At 45.8% G+C, this 20,322-nt stretch carries 17 protein-coding genes, 1 tRNA gene and 1 other RNA gene; 16 read left to right on the top strand and 3 right to left on the bottom strand.

The window, feature by feature from the left end; all coding sequences use genetic code 11:
* Positions 1-25: 25 nt before the first annotated feature.
* From ATH33_RS08800 to ATH33_RS08860, 13 genes are all read left to right on the top strand, one after another.
* The gene (locus ATH33_RS08800; protein WP_049720649.1) at positions 26-796 is read left to right on the top strand and encodes an alpha/beta hydrolase; all 771 of its coding nucleotides are present in this window, start codon (positions 26-28) and stop codon (positions 794-796) included.
* Between the two features lie 44 nt (positions 797-840).
* A complete protein-coding gene (rnr, locus tag ATH33_RS08805; RefSeq protein ID WP_037996137.1) occupies positions 841-3,171 on the top strand; it encodes a ribonuclease R in 2,331 nt (776 codons plus the stop codon).
* 143 nt (positions 3,172-3,314) lie between these two features.
* Positions 3,315-3,782, top strand: coding sequence for an SsrA-binding protein SmpB (gene smpB, locus ATH33_RS08810; protein WP_037996146.1), 468 nt, complete (start codon positions 3,315-3,317; stop codon positions 3,780-3,782).
* An 80-nt stretch (positions 3,783-3,862) separates the two neighbouring features.
* Positions 3,863-4,226: a transfer-messenger RNA gene (ssrA, locus tag ATH33_RS08815) on the top strand.
* Positions 4,227-4,241: 15 nt separating this feature from the next.
* A tRNA-Thr gene (locus ATH33_RS08820) sits at positions 4,242-4,317 on the top strand.
* Positions 4,318-4,495: 178 nt separating this feature from the next.
* Entirely contained in the window at positions 4,496-7,609 is a 3,114-nt protein-coding gene (locus ATH33_RS08825) for an AAA domain-containing protein (RefSeq protein WP_170151249.1), read from the top strand.
* 15 nt (positions 7,610-7,624) lie between these two features.
* On the top strand, positions 7,625-8,032 hold the full coding sequence (locus ATH33_RS08830; RefSeq protein ID WP_062843246.1) for a hypothetical protein: 408 nt from the start codon (positions 7,625-7,627) through the stop codon (positions 8,030-8,032).
* A 604-nt stretch (positions 8,033-8,636) separates the two neighbouring features.
* Entirely contained in the window at positions 8,637-8,939 is a 303-nt protein-coding gene (locus ATH33_RS08835; RefSeq protein ID WP_121874295.1) for a hypothetical protein, read from the top strand.
* Between the two features lie 470 nt (positions 8,940-9,409).
* A complete protein-coding gene (locus ATH33_RS08840) occupies positions 9,410-10,411 on the top strand; it encodes a DUF4309 domain-containing protein (RefSeq protein ID WP_121874296.1) in 1,002 nt (333 codons plus the stop codon).
* A gap of 342 nt (positions 10,412-10,753) precedes the next feature.
* A complete protein-coding gene (locus tag ATH33_RS08845; protein ID WP_037997344.1) occupies positions 10,754-11,332 on the top strand; it encodes a non-oxidative hydroxyarylic acid decarboxylases subunit B in 579 nt (192 codons plus the stop codon).
* Positions 11,333-11,437: 105 nt separating this feature from the next.
* Positions 11,438-12,100 (top strand): PAQR family membrane homeostasis protein TrhA, encoded by a 663-nt coding sequence (trhA, locus tag ATH33_RS08850; RefSeq protein WP_037997346.1) that lies wholly within the window; start codon positions 11,438-11,440, stop codon positions 12,098-12,100.
* A 174-nt stretch (positions 12,101-12,274) separates the two neighbouring features.
* Positions 12,275-13,780, top strand: a complete 1,506-nt coding sequence (locus ATH33_RS08855) for a class I adenylate-forming enzyme family protein (RefSeq protein WP_121874297.1) — start codon at positions 12,275-12,277, stop codon at positions 13,778-13,780.
* Positions 13,781-13,973: 193 nt separating this feature from the next.
* Entirely contained in the window at positions 13,974-15,032 is a 1,059-nt protein-coding gene (locus ATH33_RS08860; protein WP_121874298.1) for a coiled-coil domain-containing protein, read from the top strand.
* An 8-nt stretch (positions 15,033-15,040) separates the two neighbouring features.
* Here ATH33_RS08860 and ATH33_RS08865 read toward each other — a convergent pair whose 3' ends face one another.
* A complete protein-coding gene (locus ATH33_RS08865; RefSeq protein WP_049720643.1) occupies positions 15,041-16,093 on the bottom strand; it encodes a DNA polymerase IV in 1,053 nt (350 codons plus the stop codon).
* A gap of 184 nt (positions 16,094-16,277) precedes the next feature.
* Between ATH33_RS08865 and ATH33_RS13605 the strand changes: the two genes are divergently transcribed.
* Together ATH33_RS13605 and ATH33_RS08870 are read left to right on the top strand one after the other, a co-directional pair.
* Entirely contained in the window at positions 16,278-16,481 is a 204-nt protein-coding gene (locus tag ATH33_RS13605; RefSeq protein ID WP_049720642.1) for a hypothetical protein, read from the top strand.
* Positions 16,447-16,710, top strand: coding sequence for a DUF2690 domain-containing protein (locus ATH33_RS08870; RefSeq protein ID WP_165489726.1), 264 nt, complete (start codon positions 16,447-16,449; stop codon positions 16,708-16,710). Before ATH33_RS13605 ends, ATH33_RS08870 begins: the two co-directional genes overlap by 35 nt.
* 86 nt (positions 16,711-16,796) lie before the next feature.
* Here ATH33_RS08870 and ATH33_RS08875 read toward each other — a convergent pair whose 3' ends face one another.
* Positions 16,797-17,729 (bottom strand): L-lactate dehydrogenase, encoded by a 933-nt coding sequence (locus ATH33_RS08875; protein WP_121874299.1) that lies wholly within the window; start codon positions 17,727-17,729, stop codon positions 16,797-16,799.
* A gap of 29 nt (positions 17,730-17,758) precedes the next feature.
* Entirely contained in the window at positions 17,759-19,387 is a 1,629-nt protein-coding gene (locus ATH33_RS08880) for a lactate permease LctP family transporter (protein WP_121874300.1), read from the bottom strand.
* 519 nt (positions 19,388-19,906) lie between these two features.
* Between ATH33_RS08880 and ATH33_RS08890 the strand changes: the two genes are divergently transcribed.
* Positions 19,907-20,284 carry a DUF488 domain-containing protein gene (locus ATH33_RS08890; protein ID WP_037993177.1) on the top strand — a complete coding sequence of 126 codons (378 nt, stop codon included), beginning with the start codon at positions 19,907-19,909 and terminating at the stop codon, positions 20,282-20,284.
* Positions 20,285-20,322 lie beyond the last annotated feature (38 nt).

The following is a 20,322-nucleotide window of genomic DNA, read 5'->3' on the forward strand; positions in this document are numbered from 1 at the left end:
ATCCGAACCAAGGGGATGCACAATCATGAAAGTGGTACAACGTTCACCTGAACCTTTTTTTTATTCCGGGGGAAAAACGGGCATCCTATTGATACATGGCTTTACCGGGACGCCGTCTGAAATGCGGCCCATGGGGGACTTTTTCAAGGAGAAAGGTTACACCGTTTATGCGCCTCTGTTGGCCGGACATGGCAAAACACCCGAAGATTTGGAGCAAACCGGGTGGCGGGACTGGTGGCAAAGCGCGTTGGATGCTTATGATGAAATCCGCTCGAAAGCCGACTTGGATCACTTGTTTGTGGCCGGTTTATCGATGGGTGGCGTCCTGTCACTGCTTCTTGCCGCCGAAAAGCCGATGGATGGGGTCATTCCCATGTGCGCTCCAGTGTGGGTCCGGGACCGGCGGGCATTTTTGGCCGGGTTTGCCTATCGTTTTTACCGGTTTAAACCCAAAGGAAATCACCCCGATCCGGAAGTGGATGCCTATCTTGTCCCGTTTGACCGGACTCCCGTCAAAAGTGTCGGGGAACTGATGAAATTGCTTCGCCGGTTAAAACGAAATTTGCCCAAAGTGGAAGTTCCGGCACTGATTATTCAATCGCGGCAAGATGAAACCATCCGGTCCCGAAGTGCCAAATATATTTATGAGACCATTTCATCCAGGCACAAACATCTGTCTTGGTATGAAAAATCTTCCCATATCATTACGTTGGACAAAGAGAGAAAAAAATTATTTCATGAAGTGGATGACTTTATCAAGCACGTGTCTTTAACATCCATGAACGATAAGAAGTGAGGTGAAGCATCTGTCGCGGGGAATCTCCCCACAGCAGATGAGGTATGATCACAGAACAAGAGATTCGGCGTTTTATGTTGGAACAAGCTTATAAGCCGCTGATGCTGGAAGAACTGATCGAAGTCTTCGGCATTGGGGAAGAAGAGAGGGAAGCGTTTGTCAAACTGCTTCAGCAAATGGAAGAAGATGGAAAAATTGTGCAAACCCGGGCTAAACGGTACGGTGTCCCGGAGCGGTTCAACCTGGTGCGCGGCACTTTGCAGGGAACATCCAAAGGATTTGGCTTTGTCATTCCCGATGCGGCCCATCTAGATGATATTTATGTCCATCTGAACGATATGAACGGCGCGTTGGATGGCGATTTGGTGCTGGTGCGCATTCATAAAAGAAAATCGGAGCACCGGCGGCCGGAAGGGGAAATTGTCCGTGTGTTGAAACGGGGACGGGACCGCATTGTCGGAACGTTCCGCCGCTTGTCTTCCCATTTCGGCTTTGTGATTCCGGATGATAAACGGATTCCGGCCGATATTTTTATCGCTCACGAGTTGCAGATGAACGCCAGGGATGGGCAGAAGGTGGTCGTCAAACTGCACCAGATTGCCGGGCGCCACAGCGCGGAAGGGGAAATCATCGAGATCCTCGGGCATAAGGATGATCCGGGAGTCGACATTCTGTCGATCATCCGAAAACACGGATTGCCGGAAAAATTCCCCGAAGAGGTGCTGGCCGAAGCAGAGCAAATTCCCGGGGAAATCAGCGAAGAAGAAATCCAGGGAAGGCGCGACTTGCGCGAACGTACCATGGTCACCATTGACGGGGAAGATGCCAAGGATTTGGATGATGCCGTTTCGGTGGAACGTCTGGAAAACGGCAATGTCCGTCTGGGCGTTCATATTGCCGACGTGAGTTACTATGTCAAAGAAGGTTCCGCTTTGGACCGGGAAGCTTATGAACGGGGATGCAGTGTTTACCTGGTGGACCGGGTGATTCCCATGCTTCCCAAACGTTTGTCCAATGGCATCTGCAGTTTGAATCCCAAAGTGGACCGCCTGACCATGACGTGTGACATGGAGATTGACCCGGAAGGCAATGTGGTCGATTATGACATCTTCCCCAGCGTGATCCGTACCAATGAGCGCATGACTTACACCGATGTCAAAAAAATCGTCGTGGATGAAGACCCGGAACTGATCGAGCGGTACCGGCCTTTGGTGGAAGACTTCCGCCTGATGGCCGATCTTGCGAAAACCCTTCGCAGAAAACGTCTGCAACGGGGAGCCATCGATTTTAACTTTGCCGAAGCGAAAGTGGTCATCAATGAGAAAGGGGAGCCGGTGGACATTGTCAAACGTCCCCGGACCATCGCCGAACAACTGATCGAAGAATTCATGCTGAAGGCCAATGAAACCGTGGCCGAGCATTTTTACCGTTTGGAGGTTCCGTTCGTGTACCGGATTCACGAAAATCCGGATGCCGAGAAACTGAAAGCTTTCTATGAATTCATCACCAGCTTTGGCTACTCGGTCAAAGGGCGGCCGGATCAGGTCAAGCCGCACGCGCTCCAATCCTTGCTGGAGAAGATCCGGGGAAAACGGGAAGAGCATGTCATCAGCACCGTCATGTTGCGCTCGATGAAGCAGGCCAAGTATGCCGCAGATTGCATCGGCCACTTTGGTCTGGCGGCTCCTTTTTACAGTCATTTCACCTCGCCGATCCGCCGGTATCCGGACCTCATTATTCACCGGATCATCCGCGAAGTGTTGACAAAGGGCAGCTTGTCGGTGGAGCGGATTGATGAATTAAACGAAATCCTCCCGGATGCAGCTCAACAATCTTCCATCCGCGAACGCATTGCCGTGGATGCGGAGAGAGAAAGCCAGGATTTGAAAATCGCCGAGTTTATGATGGATAAGATCGGGGATGAGTACGAAGGAATCATCAGCAGCGTGACCTCGTTCGGGATCTTTGTGGAACTGCCCAACACCGTGGAAGGGCTGGTGCACGTCAGTTACCTGACGGATGATTACTACCATTATGATGAAAGTTCTTATTCCCTGATCGGCGAACGGACCGGCCGGATCATGCGCATCGGGGACAAAGTGCGGATCAAAGTGAGCGGGGTCAACATCGACGAGCGTAAAATCGACTTTGAACTGTTGGAACATTTCCCCGGAGAGGACGTGGTCTTGAAAAAGAAAGGGAAGAAAATCAAAGCCAAAAAAGCATCCGGGGAAAAAGAGAAAAAGCGCGGAAAAAAAGGCAAGTATTATGAAGTGGACCGTGAAGCTTTCCAATCAAAAACAAAAGAACAAAAGCAGCACAAGAAAAAGAAGAAGAAAAAGAAAAAATACCGCAATAAAGCAAAGAAAAAATAAAAAAATGCCCTCCGCCCAAAAGCGAAGGAGTTTTCCTTCGCTTTTGGAACGGACCGGAAATAATGATTGACTTGACAAAACATTTCTTGTTAGAATAAAATCTGCCATTCATTTCTACGGAGAACCGGGGCGAGGTGAAAACGATGAAAAACAAAGGCGTCAAGGTGATTGCCAAAAACAAAAAAGCATTTCATGATTATGAAATCAAAGAACAATATGAAGCTGGCATCGTTCTCACCGGAACAGAAATCAAGTCGGTCCGCAAAGGCAGTGTCAATTTGCGGGATGCCTATGCACGGATAGAAAACGGCGAAGCCTTTGTGATTGGCATGCACATCAGCCCGTTTGAGCAGGGAAACCGGTTTAATGTGGATCCCACCCGGACCCGGAAATTACTGATGCACAAAAAAGAGATTGACAAATTGTACGGCTTGATCAAGACGAAGGGGCTAACGTTGGTTCCGCTTGACATTCATCTGCGAAACGGTTTCGCCAAATTGCAGTTGGGACTCGCTCGCGGGAAAAAGCTGTACGATAAACGGGCAACCGCCGCCAAACGGGATGCAGAGCGCATGATCGAACGCAAACTCAAAGAACAAAATTATCGTTAAAAATGCTTGCATGATTTTCTATATGGTGTTATAATCTTGAACTGTAGCGAAAAGATTGCTCGATATTTCCTCAGAATCTCGGGGGCGTTCTTGGGATTCGACGGGGACAGATCGAGCGTCAGTAGCGAGCCGAGGGGTTGCGAACTCGTTAAAAACGCAAATGCCAAATGTAACTGGCAAACAAGAAAACTACGCTCTGGCTGCTTAATTAAACCAGCCAGGATCCGCCTCTCCATTGCCTGTGTGGAGTTGCCGGGTCTCATAACCAAGCAGGCTAGCTGACCGATCGGCCACTGGTCGGAAAGCGAAACTTGAGTGGCTAGTCTTTCATAACGCCTGTCACTGGGCAGTATGGAAGGCGAAGCTTCAATACAGTGACTGCGCTCGGAGAAGCTGGCGTGGCGATGTCTTCGGACAGCGGTTCGACTCCGCTCGCCTCCACCAAAAATGAAATACCATGCTGGAGTAGCTCAGCTGGCAGAGCACTTCACTCGTAATGAAGGGGTCGCAGGTTCGAATCCTGTCTCCAGCACCAAATCAAAACCTCTGCGGAATGCAGGGGTTTTTTGATTTTTAAATTCCAGCGATAAAATATGAATCCGTTTGATGAAATCGTGAGAATTTCTCCCGCTGCTTCCTGTTTCGAAAACAGATGATGAAATAAATTTATTGATAATGATATAATGTAAATGATTGTTGACGATGAAATAACAGTGGGAAAGAAGGTGTCCTTTATTATTCATAAAGAGCTTTTAAAATATTGGAATCTCAATCTGGAAGAAAACCGGTATATGGACATCAATGAAAGAAATATCAATCCCTTGCACAGCATTAGCAGAGAGGAATATTATTCGGGTAAAATTTCAGATTTTACGCAATTGGCTAAGCATTGCACTGATGAAAACAGTGAATTGTTTATATGCCCGAAGTTATACCGGAAAAAAGAATACCAAGAGAACGGGGAGTCGACATATGTCTATTCCGTTTGGTTGGTGATACCGGCCAAAGTGACATCAACAGGTGAATTGGTGGCCACACGTCAACCTTTTATCCCGAGAAAATATTTACGTCCTTCCAAAGGGGATTTAACATTTTCTTCTCTGGAACGAGTGGAAAGGTATTGGAAAGACCATCCTTTCCCGACAAATCCAAGCTGGAAGCGGACGTTGGAAATATGCGAGGATTTTTCCCGTCGTGTGTTGGATAATGTGATTTCGCTCATTACTTTAGGGACTTATCAGGAACTGAAAGAAGTCATTATATTTGATGCAAATGAATGTTTGGGATCGGCCACGGACCGTCATGTGAAAAATTTTTATGAAAATCATATTGTCAATAAGTACAGCAAAAAGAAATACACGGAGCTTTGTAAAAAAAGTCCGCTCGTTTCTAAATTGTTTCTCCCCAAAGAAGAATTGCAACAAGGAACATTGTCAAATCATGAAACCATGGCTTTAAAACATTTAGGGCAGATCAAAAACAAAGATCCGCTCACTGAATCCCAACGCAAGGCACTTCATCACTTTTTGGCGTTGCAGGATGGAGAGTTATTATCCATTGAGGGGCCGCCGGGAACAGGGAAAACGACCCTGTTGCAAAGTGTGTTTGCTTCGATGTGGGTTTGTTCCGCATTGGATCAAAGTGATGTTCCTCCGGTTCTGTTGGCTTCGGGCGGCACAAATCTTGCCATCACCAACATTTTAAAAACATTTGACGAGAACATTGAGCTGAAGAGAGACCAATTTCCAAGTGGAGACCATTTTCATAACATTGAACTATTGGCAAAACGATGGATTCCCGATGTAAAAAGTTTGGGGACATATTGCATCGCTCCGTCCAAACAGGGGGACCACCAAGATTACCAGTTAATTTTTTATGACAAAGAAAGTCTGAAAACAAACTGGATCCACTTCGAGGAGCTGGACGAACAAGATATAAAAAGATACGAAAAAGCTTTTTTGAATGCAACCTCCAGATACTTCGGATTCAGCATTCCTGATATTAAATCAGCGAGACAACTGTTGCATGCAAGGTTGCAAACAGCAGTCGGTGAAATAAACGAAGTGATGGGGGTTTTGACAGAGGATTATTTGACGGCAAAGCAAATCCACGAGTTACTGAAAGAATACAAGGCTGAAAGTTTGGACCAGGTTTTATCCCATTGGAGCAATCAGCTGAATGATTTGGAAAAAGAAAAACAGGCCATTGAAGCGAAAATGTATGCATGGGATAAACACAAAGGCATTCGAAAGCCATTGGAAAAATTTTTGTTGCGGCTACCGGTGGTAAACAAATTCTTCGAAAAATGGTTTGTTTATGCCAATCAACGGTTTGTGGACAGAGTTCTAAGCAGTGCTTCCATTCCTTCCTATGAAGATACAACCATTGAAACTTATTTGGAAGAATTGGAAAAAGAATGTAATCAAAAGATCTGTCAACTGACAGCCAAAAAGGCCAAAGCAGAAGAATTAAAACAGAGAAATGAGCAAGCACAAAATGAATTAACTCATTTGCAAGAGAAATATAAAAAATATAAAGAGATTCCCATGGATCTGTTTCGTGCACAGGAAGCGTTTGATAAAATGCACAGGGTGCTGGCCTTTCATCTTTCCACTCATTATTGGGAAGCAAGATGGATTGAACGGGCAAAAGAAAGAATCTTACAAAAGCAAGGAAAATTTAGTGATCGAAAAGATTTTTACCGGGAAGTGGCGATGTTGACTCCGTGTTTTGTATCGACCATGTATATGGCACCGGTATATTTCAATGAGAAGTACAATTATTTTTATGGGTTTGCTGATCTTTTGATAATTGATGAGGCAAGCCAGGTGTTGCCGCAATATATGTTTCCGGTTCTTTCGTTTGCCAAAAAAGGACTGGTGGTCGGCGATTCCAAACAATTACCACCGATTTCCAATTTGTCCCGCGAGCGATGCGAAGTGAATATCAAAGAGGCCGGTTTACATAAGACTTCGTTGGATATTGAAGCCATGGGGCTCCATCAACCGGATGGAAGTATGCTGAAACTTGCCAACTACTTGACACGTTATTTGGATGAAGACTTGAAACCGTTTATGTTAAAAGAGCATTTCCGTTGTCATCCTTCCATTGCAAAATATTTTAATCAGTTGTTCTATGGGAAAAACTTAATTGTTCGTTCGGGCCAGAATAGTCCATATTCCATTCCAAATCTCGGATTTGTCGATATTGAAGGACAGGAAGAACCCTCCGGCTCCAGTCGCATTAATCATATTGAAGCCGCAACCATTGCCTTGTGGATTCAGGATTTCTTTGACTTGTACAACATAAAGGAAGATAAACAAAAGGACACATTGGCCGTATTGACCCCGTTTGCCCAACAGGCGAGAGTCATTCGGAAATACTTAAAAGAATTGGGGATTGACCAAATTGTTGTGGGAACCGTCCACTCGCTGCAAGGGGCCGAGTTTGACGTGGTTGTTTTTTCCCCGACATATACTTCCAATACGGATCAACACTTTTTTGACCGGGAACCCTATATTTTAAATGTTGCCGCTTCAAGAGCAAAAAAAGCGTTTTTGACTTTTGGGGATTTGAGGTATATCGGTGTGAATCGGAATGAGCCTTCCGGCAAACTGAGAAAAATGAGTGTGTTGGCAACCGAAACAGCTTTTGCACCGGCACTTCCGGAAGAAGTAGAAGTGAATGATTTGCTTGAAAGGATGAAAAAAGATTTTTACCGGGAGTTGCCTGAGAAAACCCATCAGATTTATAAAATGAACATTGTGAATAGTATCATTGACCGCTCGCAATTTGGAATGAATGAAAATGCCACTTTATATACTTGAAAGGAGAAACGGATAATGGGAAACGGAAATTTTTCCTTAAATTTTAATAACAATGTGATGAATGGCACTCAAATCGGAGACAACCGCAATGCCACAATGGATAATAGAAATGCCAACATAAATATCAGCAATCATCTTGATCCCAAGGAAGAAAAAGTAGAGGAATTGAAACAAAAGCTAAATGAATTGATCCAGCGGATTGAAACGACAACCGAGCTTGATGAGGAAACAAAAGATGAATATCTGCTGAGTGTCAATGGAGCCAAAAGCCAGATTGAAAACGGGAAATGTACAAAAGGAGTATTGAAAGGGTTAAATAAGTCGTTAACGGAGTTTAGTGGCATCGTGGCCGGGATTTCTGCATTAGCCCCGGCTGTCAGCGCTGTGGTTGATGTGATAGAAGCCCTTTTAAAAAGTTCTTAAAAAGTCTGTGATTCAGACTCTTTTTTTAATCCGGGGAACTTACGGGAACGCCAGGTCAGGGATTGATGATATTATCAAGAAATTGAGATTATGACGATCAGGATGTGGAATCATGAAAAAAGGATTTGAAGATTACTTTTCAAAAAGGCAGAGGACGGAAGTGATTGGTGAACGTCTTGGATGTCCTGTAAATGATCTGGGGACTGCATTCATAAAGATTTATTGATGCGTGGAAATAAGGTGGTTTTTATGGAGATCCAAATTGGATGTGAATATGTCCCGGCTGAAATAACCGATTTGCTGAAAGGGATAGTCGGTGCCAAAGTAATGAAGTTAACAAGATTTAGTTGGTGGAAAGGGAGTAGGCTAAGGAGCAATTGCAGATTGAAGCAGATGCACGGATGATACGGTTGTCCGGGAACTGAGAGAGGCATTGGGGATGGATGAAGAGCTGGCGGGTTGGTACAGGGAAGAGCCCCGCGGATGGGTGAGCTGGATTTTGGCGGAAATCCAATTCAATTGTACGAGCCGGAGGAACTGATTGATTTGCAGATGAATTTCAGCCACGATTTGCAAAATATGAAAAGGGATCCGGAGTGGAAAGATGATTTGGATTGTGATTGCAGACAAAGGTCTCGATCCTTTGATCTACGACATGAAATCCAAAGGAATGTATTATGCGCGACACGGTCAAGGAGATATCACATTAAAAAGACTATCCCCCGATCTGGAAGGGTGGATCAAGGCGCTTGTTGTGCTGTGTGAGATTTGTTACTTAACCTATCATGGGCGGTTTATGGACGAAAACGGGGAATTTGTTCCGAGGATTTTGCAAGGAACCGAAGAAAAATTGGATGCATTCCTGCCCGGTGAGTGCATTCAAAATTGGCGGTGCCTTCTGGAGTAATTAAAAAGCAGGTCAAATCAAATAAAGATATTGCCTCTGTCCGTCAAGATGGATATCGGCGGAAGGGAGCAAGTCGGGCTCTTTGATCAGATCAAAAGAAGAGTTGATAGATATCGTAAGCAAGTTGCTCCACTTCCACTGAAAAAGAGGCGGAGGGGTTGTCCCTTATGGAGAGAACCGTCCCTAATTTCCAGAGTTCATGAGGTTGATTTATTGAAATGATCTGGAACTTTCTCTGGAAGAGATCGTGGAAAAAGCTTTGATCATTGAACCGGTTGTGACACCCGCTCCGGATAATGAAAAAGCATAAGCATAAGCACCAAAAATGCCTCCTCGATGGCAGGGGGTATTTTTTTATGCAGGAAGCAGATGACACAAGATTGTTAACATCATTGGATGGAGACATGTTAAAATGAATTTGTTTTAATAAATCTGTTATTTAAAAAATTTGAGGAGTGCATGGGAAAGGGATGAATAAGAGAGAAAGAGAGAATATGGGGAATGAAATTGATCCTGTGACTGTTGAGGAATTAGATGAAGCCAGACGAAGACGAAAGAAAAAGATTTTACGTCTGGTGTCTTCTTTTCTCAGCGTGATTTTGATTCCGGTGATCCTCACGGTTGTCCTCGCCGCTTATGAAGATGAGACGAATGAATGGGTGCGCAATTTGTTTGAAGGCGAAAAGAATGAAACCTACATGGAAAGCCTGAAGCGATTGGCTTCCGAAGGGAACATGCCTGAGTACGAATGCGGTGCGTTGGGTTCCGGCATTACCAATGTGATCAATCGTTGCGGGGAACCGATTGCGCGTAAAGATACATACGATGTCAGCTCGACCATGACAAGTTTGTACTATCAGTATGGGGATCACAAGTTGGTTCATTTGAACTTTGAGAATGATCGGTTAAAGGCGATCAAGGTGATGGATGAATCGAAGGAATCATTGTCTGTGGATGAAATGAAACGGGTCTTTGGGACTCCGGTTGAAACGGCGGAGAATCAAACAAATTTGAAATCGGATACGGTTTACTATCAATATCTTTTATCCGTATATGACTTGATGTTAAATTTTAGCAAGGACACAGGAAAATTGAAAGATATCAATCTGGAGATCAGAGAAAAGTTCGGCTATACCGGTTCTCCGCGAACACAATTTGAAACGGAAGTTCATCCGGTTGATCAAGCAAAGAGAATTTCCTCTGCCGGTGGCGTGAAGGCGGCCAAACAATTGCATGAATGGATCAGCCAAGGGGATTTGGGAAATTATGATTGCGGGCCGCTGGGAACCGCTTATCATGATGTTTTGTCCGGAAAATGCGGAACTTATCAGAATAATGTATCTCATAAAGAGGCGAATCAACAAAATAATGAAACGTTGTTGAAATATCAATTTAAAGACCGGGAAATAAAACTTAAATTTTTTAATGACGTTTTAACATCCATATCTATTCGGGAATTTGAAAATCTGTAACAAAAGATGACATTATTCAGGTTTTTGGCAAGCCGGCTCCGAAGAAAAGTCCGGCTGTCAACTTCGGGACTGAGATTGATAGTTTAACTTATCAAATCAACGGGAACAAAGTTCAAATGTTTTTCGATGAAGAAGGCAAAATCGACTATTTGTGGTTTTTTAAAGAGGGCTTGTATGATGAAGAATTCGGCTTTTTGTTGCCGCAAAAAAAATGATCAAACAAAAATCCCTGCACCGGACCGGATGCAGGGATTTTGTCGCGGCGGTGAAGCGGGGCCGTTTATTTGTTACAATACATATTAATGAAGGCAAATCGAGGATGCATCAGAGGGGGAACTTTGTTTGCGTTTAGTCGTTGGAATCACAGGTGCGACCGGAGCCATCTTTGGGATTCGATTGTTGGAATTTTTGCGGGAAACGGATACGGAAACCCATTTGATTTTATCCAAATGGGGGAGAGCGAACATTGAATTGGAAACGGATTACACGGTTCCGCAAGTGGAAGCGTTGGCGACGGTCTGCCATTCGTCACAAAATCTGGCCGCATCGGTTTCCAGCGGCTCTTTTCGTGTCGATGGGATGGTGATTGCACCTTGCAGTATGAAATCATTGGCCTCGATCCGGACCGGGCTTGCGGATAATCTGGTGACCCGGGCGGCGGATGTGGTTTTGAAGGAACGGAAGAAATTGGTCTTGTTAACCCGGGAAATGCCGCTGAATGACATTCACTTGGAAAACATGCTGGCTTTGTCGCGCATGGGTGCAACGATTTTGCCTCCGGTGCCGGCCTTTTACAATCATCCGCGAACAATCGATGATATTGTGGATCATGTGGTCGTGCGCACGTTGGATCAATTCGGGATCGAGGTGAGAAAGGCCAAACGCTGGCAGGGGATTGAAACGGGAAAAGACCGGAATTGAAGCCTGGAGGAAGACCGGGCTTTTTTATTTTCCCAAAATGGAAATCATTCATGGTAAAATGAAGAGAAACATCTTTATCCTTACAAACAGACCGGAGGTTTTTGAATGAAATTTTTTAAAATGAGGGAACCCGTCAATACTTGGACGCATTTTATTACGTTTTTGGCGGCTGTCATCGGGCTTTTTTTCCTGATCGGTTTCAGTTGGCCCGACCCCTCGACACTGGTCACGATGACGATTTACGGTGTGAGTGTGATTTTGCTGTATGGCGCAAGTTCTTTGTACCATTGGGTTGTGACGACTCCCGAAAAAGAATTGATCTTCAGGAAAATGGACCATTGTGCCATTTATTTGTTGATCGCCGGTTCGTACACTCCGGTCTTTTATTATGGCCTGAACGGAACCTTTCAATGGGTGATGCTCATCAGTGTATGGGGGTTATCGGTTCTCGGCATCGTGTTGAAGTTGTTTTTCATGCACATTCCGCGTTATGTTTCGACCGCATTTTACCTGACTTTGGGATGGATCGCCGTGGTTCCGTTTGTGCAATTGGTTCGTGCGCTTCCAACCGGTGCGATCTTGTTGATGGTTTTGGGAGGGGTGTTTTACACCGTCGGAGCCGTCATTTATGCGACCAAATGGCTGGATTTCTTTCCGGGTAAATTTGGTTTTCATGAAATTTTTCACTTGTTTATCATGGCCGGCACCGCTGTTCATTTTGCGATGATGGTGATATATATTTTGCCGATCGGATTGGGAAATGCATGATTCCGGTGGGGATGGCTGACCGGGAGGTCCTGTTCGGACTTGCCGGTCAGCTTTTATTTTCGGAAAGAGGCAAGTTCCTGCTTCAAAAACGCTAATATTTTTATATTATAATTGTATAGTAAAATAAAAGAATATATTATTTGTTTTAAATGTTAGTAAAGGAGGCGAAAAGACATGGTGATTGGAGACTTGCTGAACAGCCGGGCGGAACTGTCCCCACATTTGGAAGCGCTCATCTATAACGGCGAGCGCCTTACTTTCCGTGAATATAAACAGAAAGTGAACCAGCTGGCCAATTATTTGCTGAGTCTCAACGTGAAACATGGCGACCGTGTGGCCATGCTTTGCAAGAATACATACGCATTTCCGATCATATACTTAGCGGCAGCCAAAATCGGCGCGGTTACGGTTCCGGTGAATTGCCGGTTAAAACCAGTGGAGGTTCAGTATATTTTAAAAGACTGTCAAGCCAAAGTTTTATTATATGATGAGGATTTCAAGGACAGCCTGCAAGTGCTTCCGGATTGTGTGGAGAAAGTGATCTGTGTTTTTCAAGGAGAGCGGGTGTCGGAACAATTCAACAGCATTTTTTATACCGAATCGGATGAAGAACCCGATGTGGAAGTCCATGAAAACGATATGGCCACCATTATTTACACTTCCGGAACCACCGGAAATCCCAAAGGGGTGATCAGTACCCACGCCAATGTGTATGCGGCGGGATTGGCCAATGTGAACACGTTGGATCTTCGCAAGGCTGACCGTTTTTTGTTTGTGACGCCGCTTTTTCATATCAGCGGCATGATGTTTATCATCAACGCACTGATTCGGGGAATGGCCTTGGTGATCGCATCCAATTTCACTCCTTCCAAACTGTGGAATCTGATTGATGAAGAGAAGATCACCGGAATGATGTCGGTGCCGTCGATGTTGCCCTTTATGTTGGAAATGTTGAAGACCATTGATAAGGACATTTTTTCTTTGCGCGGAATTGTTTGCGGCGGTTCCCTGGTTCCGGAAAATTACATCAAGGCTTTTCACGATTTGGGATTTTCAGTGATCCAAGTTTACGGAGCTACCGAATTCACCGGTGCCGTCACTTATTTCTTGCCGGAAATGGACATCAACCGCTGTTATTCTGTCGGAAAAGGATTATATCTGACTGAAATCAAAATCATCGATCCGTTGACGGGTGTGGAGTGTGCTCCCGGAGAGATCGGAGAAATCCTGGTGCGCGGGGATCAGGTGTTTGCCGGTTATTGGAATAATCCGGAGGAAACGGCAAAGGTATTAAAGAACGGCTGGTATCACACGCAAGATTTGGGACGGGTGGATGAAGAAGGGTATTTGTATGTGATCGACCGTCTCCGTGACATGATCGTTTGTGGCGGGGAAAAAGTGTTCCCGGCCCAAGTGGAATCCGTGCTTCTGCAGATGGAAGGAATCGCTGAGGTGGCTGTCGTGGGTGTCAAGCATCCGGTTTGGGGAGAATTGCCCCGGGCATACATTGTGAAAGCGGATGGCCATGATATTACCAAAGAAGAAGTGATCCATCATGCGCGTGAAAATCTTGCGGATTATAAACTGATCGATGTGGAATTTATTAAGGAGCTTCCAAAAAACAGCATGGGGAAAGTTTTAAAATATGTATTGCGTGAGTATGCTTCCTGTGCCAATTAACTGCAAGGGACGGTTATCTGATCGGGTTAACCGTCCTTGCATGTTTTTTCAGGAGGGAAATGTCCTGCAAGGGGGCAATATTCAAAATAATGAATCTATTTATTAAAGGCAATAAATTTGAAGAAAAAGACTTTACAAACGTATGTTCGTATTTTAAAATATTATTGTCATCATCAGAAAAAGGGGAGCAATCATGAGCAAAAAAATCAATGAAAGAGACACAAAAGCGACCATTTTAAAAGCGCTTCGTGAAGCAGAAAAGAAAATTGCGGAACTGGAAAAAGGAAAATTGGATGCAGCCAAAGAGGCGAAAAAGAAGAAAGAAGCCGAAATCACCAACAAAGCCGATCAATTGATGGAAGGAAACATCGAAGGCAAAATCACCGATTTATCCAAATCTGTTGTTCAACTGCTGACGAAAATCGACAGTGATTTAAAAGAACAGACCAAGAACCTGCAGACGGTCAAAGAAGCCATTGCCATCAAAGAAGCCGAACTCAAAGAACTGTTTGATATCGAGAAACAAGCCCACACCCTTGCGGGATTGGTCAATGCTCATCAGGAATTGAAATTATCCCAAGAGAAAGAATTGGCTGAAGAGAAGGAAAAGGCGACCAATGAACTGGAAGAGATCAAAAAGCAAATTGAAATCGCCCGCAAAGAGTACCAAACCATGCTGAAAGAGCAAAAAGAAGCATTGGAATTGCAGAAAAAAAGAGGCGAAGAAGAGTTCAAATACGAATTCGCCCGCCAGAAAAAACAGTCTTATGACCAGTTGGAAGATGAACTGGCAAGCAAGCGGAAAGAATTTGAAGCGGAAGTCGAAAAAACCACGAAAGAACTGGATGCCTATAAAATGCAATTGGATGAACGCGAAGAAAAGCTCCTGAAGCGGGAAGAGAAAATGAAAGAGTTGGAAGAGGAAGTGGCTTCCATCCCGGACAAAATCGCGGAAGTGAAAAAAGAAGCGAAGGAAAAAGCGGACGCAGAGATGAAAAAAGTCTTGGCCATCCGCGAAGCCGCCTTCAAAAAAGAAGTGGAAGCGGACAAAAAGATCCTCGAAACCGAATGCGAAAACCTCAAAAAGCAACTGCAAGCATCCCACGAAACGATTACCGAACTGCAAAACAAGCTGGATGAAGCCTATAAGCGCATTCAGGAAATGGGGATCCAAATGGTTTCCAGTTCCAATGAGTCCAAAACCTTCGATAAAATCGCCGCACTCGTGTCAGAGAAAAATCATTCAAAATAAAACCGGATTCAAACCCATTCCTCCCCCAAAGGCAACACAAGTTGTTCATACAAATCGGAAGACGGCTCGACAAAATTGGACAGCGACACCCCGACCAACCGGACGCCGGCTGAATAATCAAAGGCATCAAGCAACTCCTCCAAAACTTTGGCCCAGTCGGCGCCCGGTATTGTTGTTCGTTGCTTGGAATGCATTGTAAAATCAGCGTATTTGATTTTCAGGGTGAGTGTTTGCGGCCTGATTTTTTTCTTGTTCAGTTTTTGCTCGGTCTCCGCGAGAAGATCGCGGGCGATCCGGGCGATTTCCTCCCTGTCATACAAGTCTGAGGGCAATGTGATTTCCCGGCCGTGGGATTTTGGGGAACGATCGGTGACAATATCGCGGTTATCCTGCCCGCGGGCACGATCATATAAATCATGACCAAACTTGCCAAACATCGCCGTCACTTCTTCCAAAGACAAGCGCCAGAAATCACGAACCGTTTCCACTCCCATGGCGTGCAAACGCTTTTGTGATTTTTTTCCGATGCCGTGCAAAGCGCCGATCGGCAAATTTTTTAACACCGCCATGGCTTGTCCGGGCCGTATGATGACAAAGGCATCCGGCTTTTTTAAATCACTGGCAATTTTGGCCATGGATTTGTTGTAGGAAAGCCCGATGCTGCATGTAAGCCCGGTTTCCTCCCGGATCCGCCGCTTGATTTCACGTGCGACGGGTACAGCATTGTCGTAATGGGAGACATCCAGATAGGCTTCATCCAATCCGACGGTTTCGAAGCGGTCGCTGTATTCGGTGTAGATGTTCCGTACTTCACGGGATTTTTCCCGGTAACGTTCATACCTTACCGGCAAAAAAATGCCTTTTGGACAGAGTTTCCGGGCCTTGGCGGTCGGCATGGCCGAGTGGATGCCGTACTTCCTGGCTTCATAGCTGCAGGTGGAGACCACACCGCGGTTTTTCAGTCCCCCGACAATGACGGGTTTTCCCCGCAGTTCGGGAAAATCGAGTTGTTCCACGCTGGCAAAAAATGCATCCAAATCCAGATGCAAGATTTTTTTCATGGTGCTTTCACCTTCTGTGCAAACCGCAGTGAATAAAATCAAACCGGTGTTTCGTCATGGATATTATACCAAAAGAAATGAGCGGTCATCATTTCAAAACAATGGGAGATTCGAAGCCATCTGACGGATAGATTTCTTGCGGCATTTGTGTGCGAATTTTAAAAATTCCGTTTGGAGGGCTTGAATGAGAAAATTCACTGCTGTGGCTTTTTCATTGATCACCGTGTTCAGCATGTCTTTTTTCAGTTTTCAGCGGGAAAACTATGCCTGGTCGGAGGATTGGACCGGAACCTGGCCGAATCAAACCGTATGTGCAAATAATGCGGTCACGGTTCAATCGGCAAGCATTGACGGTGATCATCGAATTGCGTTACAGTCCGTCCTGTGAGACGGTTTGGGCACGGATTACCGCCGACTATCCGCATGATCCGAACCGGGGGTTGGGCACAGCCAAAATTGTCCGCAACAGCGACGGGCGCACATACAGTTGTGATATTCCGAGAGGAGAGACGGTTTGCTTCACCCAACAGGTCAACGATCATCATGTGACGTCTTATGCGCATGGTATCCATGACAACGGGATCTATTTCCGGGGAGCAAGAACGGCTGCCTATTGACAGAAATCATGAGGGAGGGGAAAGCCTGTGTCCTTTTTTGGGGCACAGGCTTTTTCATTGGGAGGTGGTCAGGTCAAAGGTGGGAATTACTTCAAGGATTGCAGTTGCTTGGTCAGGATATCAGCGGAATGGTGTAATTTTTTTCGTTCTTCTTCCGTGAGATTAAGTTCGATAACTTCGCGAACCCCGGAGCGGTTAATGACAGCCGGGACTCCCAGACAGATGTCTTTCAGACCGTATTCTCCTTTCAGGAGCGTGGAGACGGTCAGGATTGCATTTTCATCGCGGAAGATGGCTTGCGTCAAACGCACCAGTCCCATGGCGATTGCATAGTAGGTGGCACCTTTCAAATCAATGATCTGGTAAGCGGCATCCCGCACTTGGGTGAACAGTTGATCCAACTGCTCTTTGTCCGGGCCTTTTCCTTCTTTCAAATAATCGGAAACCGGACGGGTGCCGATATAGGCATGGCTCCAGACCGGAAGTTCCGTATCGCCGTGTTCGCCTATGATATAAGCATGCACGTTTTGCGGGTTGATTTGGTAAGCTTCGCCGAGCAGATAGCGGAAGCGAGCCGTATCCAGAATGGTTCCCGAGCCGATGACGCGGTGAGCCGGGAAGCCGGAATACTTCATGGTGAGAAAGGACAAGATGTCAACGGGATTGGTGGCGACCAGAAACAGTCCGTCAAAACCGCTTTTCATCACTTCTGCAATGATGGTTTGAAAGATTTTCGCGTTCTTATTGACCAAGTCCAGACGGGTTTCTCCCGGCTTTTGATTGGCTCCGGCGGTTATGACGACCAAGTCTGCATCGTTACAGTCTTCATAATCTCCGGCCCGGACACAAATGCGTGATCCAAAGGGGGAAGCATGGTTTAAATCCATCGCATCCCCTTCTGCTTTTTTCTTGTTGATATCAATCAGGACCAGTTCATTGGCCAATCCTTGATTCAACACCGCAAAAGCATAGCTGGATCCGACAAATCCGGTTCCGATCAGAGCAATTTTTCTTTTCATCGTACAACACTCCCCACTTCTGTTTCAGCTTAGTGGAACAGAAAGCTCAAAAGGTAGGTAAAGATACAGGTCAGCAGCAGGAAGGAAAGGCTGACTTTTAACGTCTTGCGGAACAAACCGGATTCCTGTCCCGCTTTGCCGACAGCTGCTGTGGCAATGGCCACGGATTGCGGGCTTAACAGTTTTCCGATCACCCCCCCGCTGGTATTTGCGGCGACCAACCAAGCCGGGGATGCCCCGATTTGGTGTGCGGTCACCAGTTGCAAATTGGCAAACAGGGCATTGTTTGCGACGACCGACCCGGTCAGGAAAACGCCGAGCCACCCCAAAACCGGTGAGAAAAACGGAAAGAGTCCGCCGGTTTTGGCAAGGGTTAATCCCAAGGTGGAGGAAATGCCAGAGTAATTGGCGACATATGCAAAGGAAAGCACAAAACCTATTGTGATCACCGGTTTCCACAGTTCCGACCATGTTTCTTTGACCAGTTGAATTGTTGTTTTCAGATCCATCCGGAACAACCAAAGAGTCAAAAGGACGGAGAGGAAAATGGCGGTTCCGGTGGAAGAAACCCAATCCAGTTTTAAGATGGCATCATAAGGGGTCAATTTATCAGCAATGGGCGGAGCGATGAGAATTTTTTGATGCAACCCGGGGATTTTCAGATACGTGGTCAGAAAAGCCAGCGGTCCGCCGGGATCAAATAATTGCTTAAAGCCATGGCTGCTCCACAGTCCGATGATCCCTGTCAAGATGTAAAACGGTGACCATGCTTTGACCACTTCAAAAAGGGTGACTTGCTTCGGCGGTGCGGATGGCACGCCGTGTTGGAGTTGAAATATTTTTTTCGGTTTCCAGTATCTCGACAAGAGAACCAACGCCCCCATGCTGATGAGCGATGAAGTGATATTGGCCAGTTCTGGACCGATCCACGTCACGGTCAGATATTGTGTGAGTGTGTAGGAGCCGGCCACGGCCATCAGTGCCGGAAAGGTTTCTTTGATCCCCCGGAAGCGATCGATCATCCACACCATCAGGAACGGGACAAGGAAAGAGATGACAGGCAGTTGAATCCCGAGAATTTTGGAAAGCGTCATTTTGTCGATGCCGGACACCTGACCGGCGACAATCACCGGGATTCCGATGGCTCCATAAGCTCCGGAAGCCGCATTGGCAATCAGACAGAGAGAAGCGGCCTGCAAAGGCTTGAAACCGAGTTGCACCAACAGTGCAGCGGAAATGGCAATCGGAACCCCAAAGCCGGCGGCCCCTTCCAAAAAAGCGTTGAATGAAAAACCGATTAACAACAGTTGCAGACGATGGTCTTGGGAAATGGCGATGATACTGGACCGGATGACATCGAATTGTCCGGTCTTGACCGTGATTTTATACAGCAAGACGGCTGTGATGACGATCCAGGCAATCGGCCACAACCCGTATGCAAAGCCAAAACCGGCCGCGCCGGCAGCCATCGGGACAGGCATGTGATAGAAAAGGATTGCAATCGCCAAAGCAATCAAGGTGGTATATATAGCCGCGATGTGGCCTTTTAAGCGTAAGATTGTGAGGGATATCACAAAGAAGGCGATGGGAACGGCGGCAATCAGCGCCGACAGCCAAGAGCTTTCCAATGGATAATAAGTTTGGGTCCACAGATTCATGGGGAACACCTCGTTCCGGTCAAAGTGGCCTGGTTTTCCATACGCTAATGAATGGTTTCCAAAGAAAATCAATTTTATTCCAACGGCCTGCTGGTGACTGTTTCATGGAATGATGGATCCATCACCTACAGTATACTTCCGAAAGATGGGAAAAGAAATGGACATAATGTGAAATCTTTCACATTAAGGGTGCTTTTTTTGCTTATCACTATCAAAAAAACTAATATTTACAACGTTTATGACATGTTTAAACCAAGAGTTATTTGTGAATATATGAACATAAACTGTTTTATCCAAAGAAGTCAGAAGGGAAACCAAAAACGGCAACAACACGGAAATCGTCGGGGATTCCCAAATGTTTGCGGATATAATTTTCTCTTTTTTCGATCCCGCTTCGTTCTCGGATTGATAAACCGCTCCCCAAACCACCCCAGCCCGTGTCAAATTGAAGGACATTTGTGCCGGAATTGGTTTTTTGACAGATTGGTATAATAATTTGAAAACAGGAGGAGGCGGGAAATGGTTTATCAATTGAAATTGAAACGGATCTATGAACCACCTGTCCGCGAAGATGGGAAACGGATTTTGGTTGATCGCTTGTGGCCACGCGGAGTCAAAAAAGAGCAAACCCGTTTGGATGAATGGATGAAAGAGGTTGCGCCGAGTCCGGAGTTGCGCCGTTGGTTTGGCCACCGGCCGGATCGTTTTGAGAAGTTTCGCGTGCTTTACCGGAAGGAATTGGCCACTGATCCCGGATGCAGACAATGGGTCGACCGGATTTGCCGGTATTTGCAAGAGGATCATGTCACCCTCCTTTATGCAGCCAAAGATCCAATTCACAACCATGCCGCGGTTCTGCGGGAATGGGTGAAAAATCAATGCTTGGACAATCCATAACCCAAATTTGTACAAAGGGGTTGGACAAAAATTGGGAT

Origin of the sequence: Thermoactinomyces vulgaris (assembly GCF_003688725.1) — a bacterium.
Taxonomy (GTDB): Bacteria; Bacillota; Bacilli; order Thermoactinomycetales; family Thermoactinomycetaceae; genus Thermoactinomyces; species Thermoactinomyces vulgaris.

Excerpts from the sequence above, each read along its gene's own strand:
- ATH33_RS13605 (WP_049720642.1), top strand. The coding sequence starts at position 16,278 with ATGAGAAAATTCACTGCTGTGGCTTTTTCATTGATCACCGTGTTCAGC.
- ATH33_RS08840 (WP_121874296.1), top strand. The coding sequence starts at position 9,410 with ATGAATAAGAGAGAAAGAGAGAATATGGGGAATGAAATTGATCCTGTG.
- ATH33_RS08800 (WP_049720649.1), top strand. The coding sequence starts at position 26 with ATGAAAGTGGTACAACGTTCACCTGAACCTTTTTTTTATTCCGGGGGA.
- ATH33_RS08830 (WP_062843246.1), top strand. The coding sequence starts at position 7,625 with ATGGGAAACGGAAATTTTTCCTTAAATTTTAATAACAATGTGATGAAT.
- ATH33_RS08835 (WP_121874295.1), top strand. The coding sequence starts at position 8,637 with ATGATTTGGATTGTGATTGCAGACAAAGGTCTCGATCCTTTGATCTAC.
- ATH33_RS08855 (WP_121874297.1), top strand. The coding sequence starts at position 12,275 with ATGGTGATTGGAGACTTGCTGAACAGCCGGGCGGAACTGTCCCCACAT.
- smpB (WP_037996146.1), top strand. The coding sequence starts at position 3,315 with ATGAAAAACAAAGGCGTCAAGGTGATTGCCAAAAACAAAAAAGCATTT.
- ATH33_RS08875 (WP_121874299.1), bottom strand. The coding sequence starts at position 17,729 with ATGAAAAGAAAAATTGCTCTGATCGGAACCGGATTTGTCGGATCCAGC.
- trhA (WP_037997346.1), top strand. The coding sequence starts at position 11,438 with ATGAAATTTTTTAAAATGAGGGAACCCGTCAATACTTGGACGCATTTT.
- ATH33_RS08860 (WP_121874298.1), top strand. The coding sequence starts at position 13,974 with ATGAGCAAAAAAATCAATGAAAGAGACACAAAAGCGACCATTTTAAAA.
- rnr (WP_037996137.1), top strand. The coding sequence starts at position 841 with ATGATCACAGAACAAGAGATTCGGCGTTTTATGTTGGAACAAGCTTAT.
- ATH33_RS08890 (WP_037993177.1), top strand. The coding sequence starts at position 19,907 with ATGGTTTATCAATTGAAATTGAAACGGATCTATGAACCACCTGTCCGC.
- ATH33_RS08865 (WP_049720643.1), bottom strand. The coding sequence starts at position 16,093 with ATGAAAAAAATCTTGCATCTGGATTTGGATGCATTTTTTGCCAGCGTG.
- ATH33_RS08880 (WP_121874300.1), bottom strand. The coding sequence starts at position 19,387 with ATGAATCTGTGGACCCAAACTTATTATCCATTGGAAAGCTCTTGGCTG.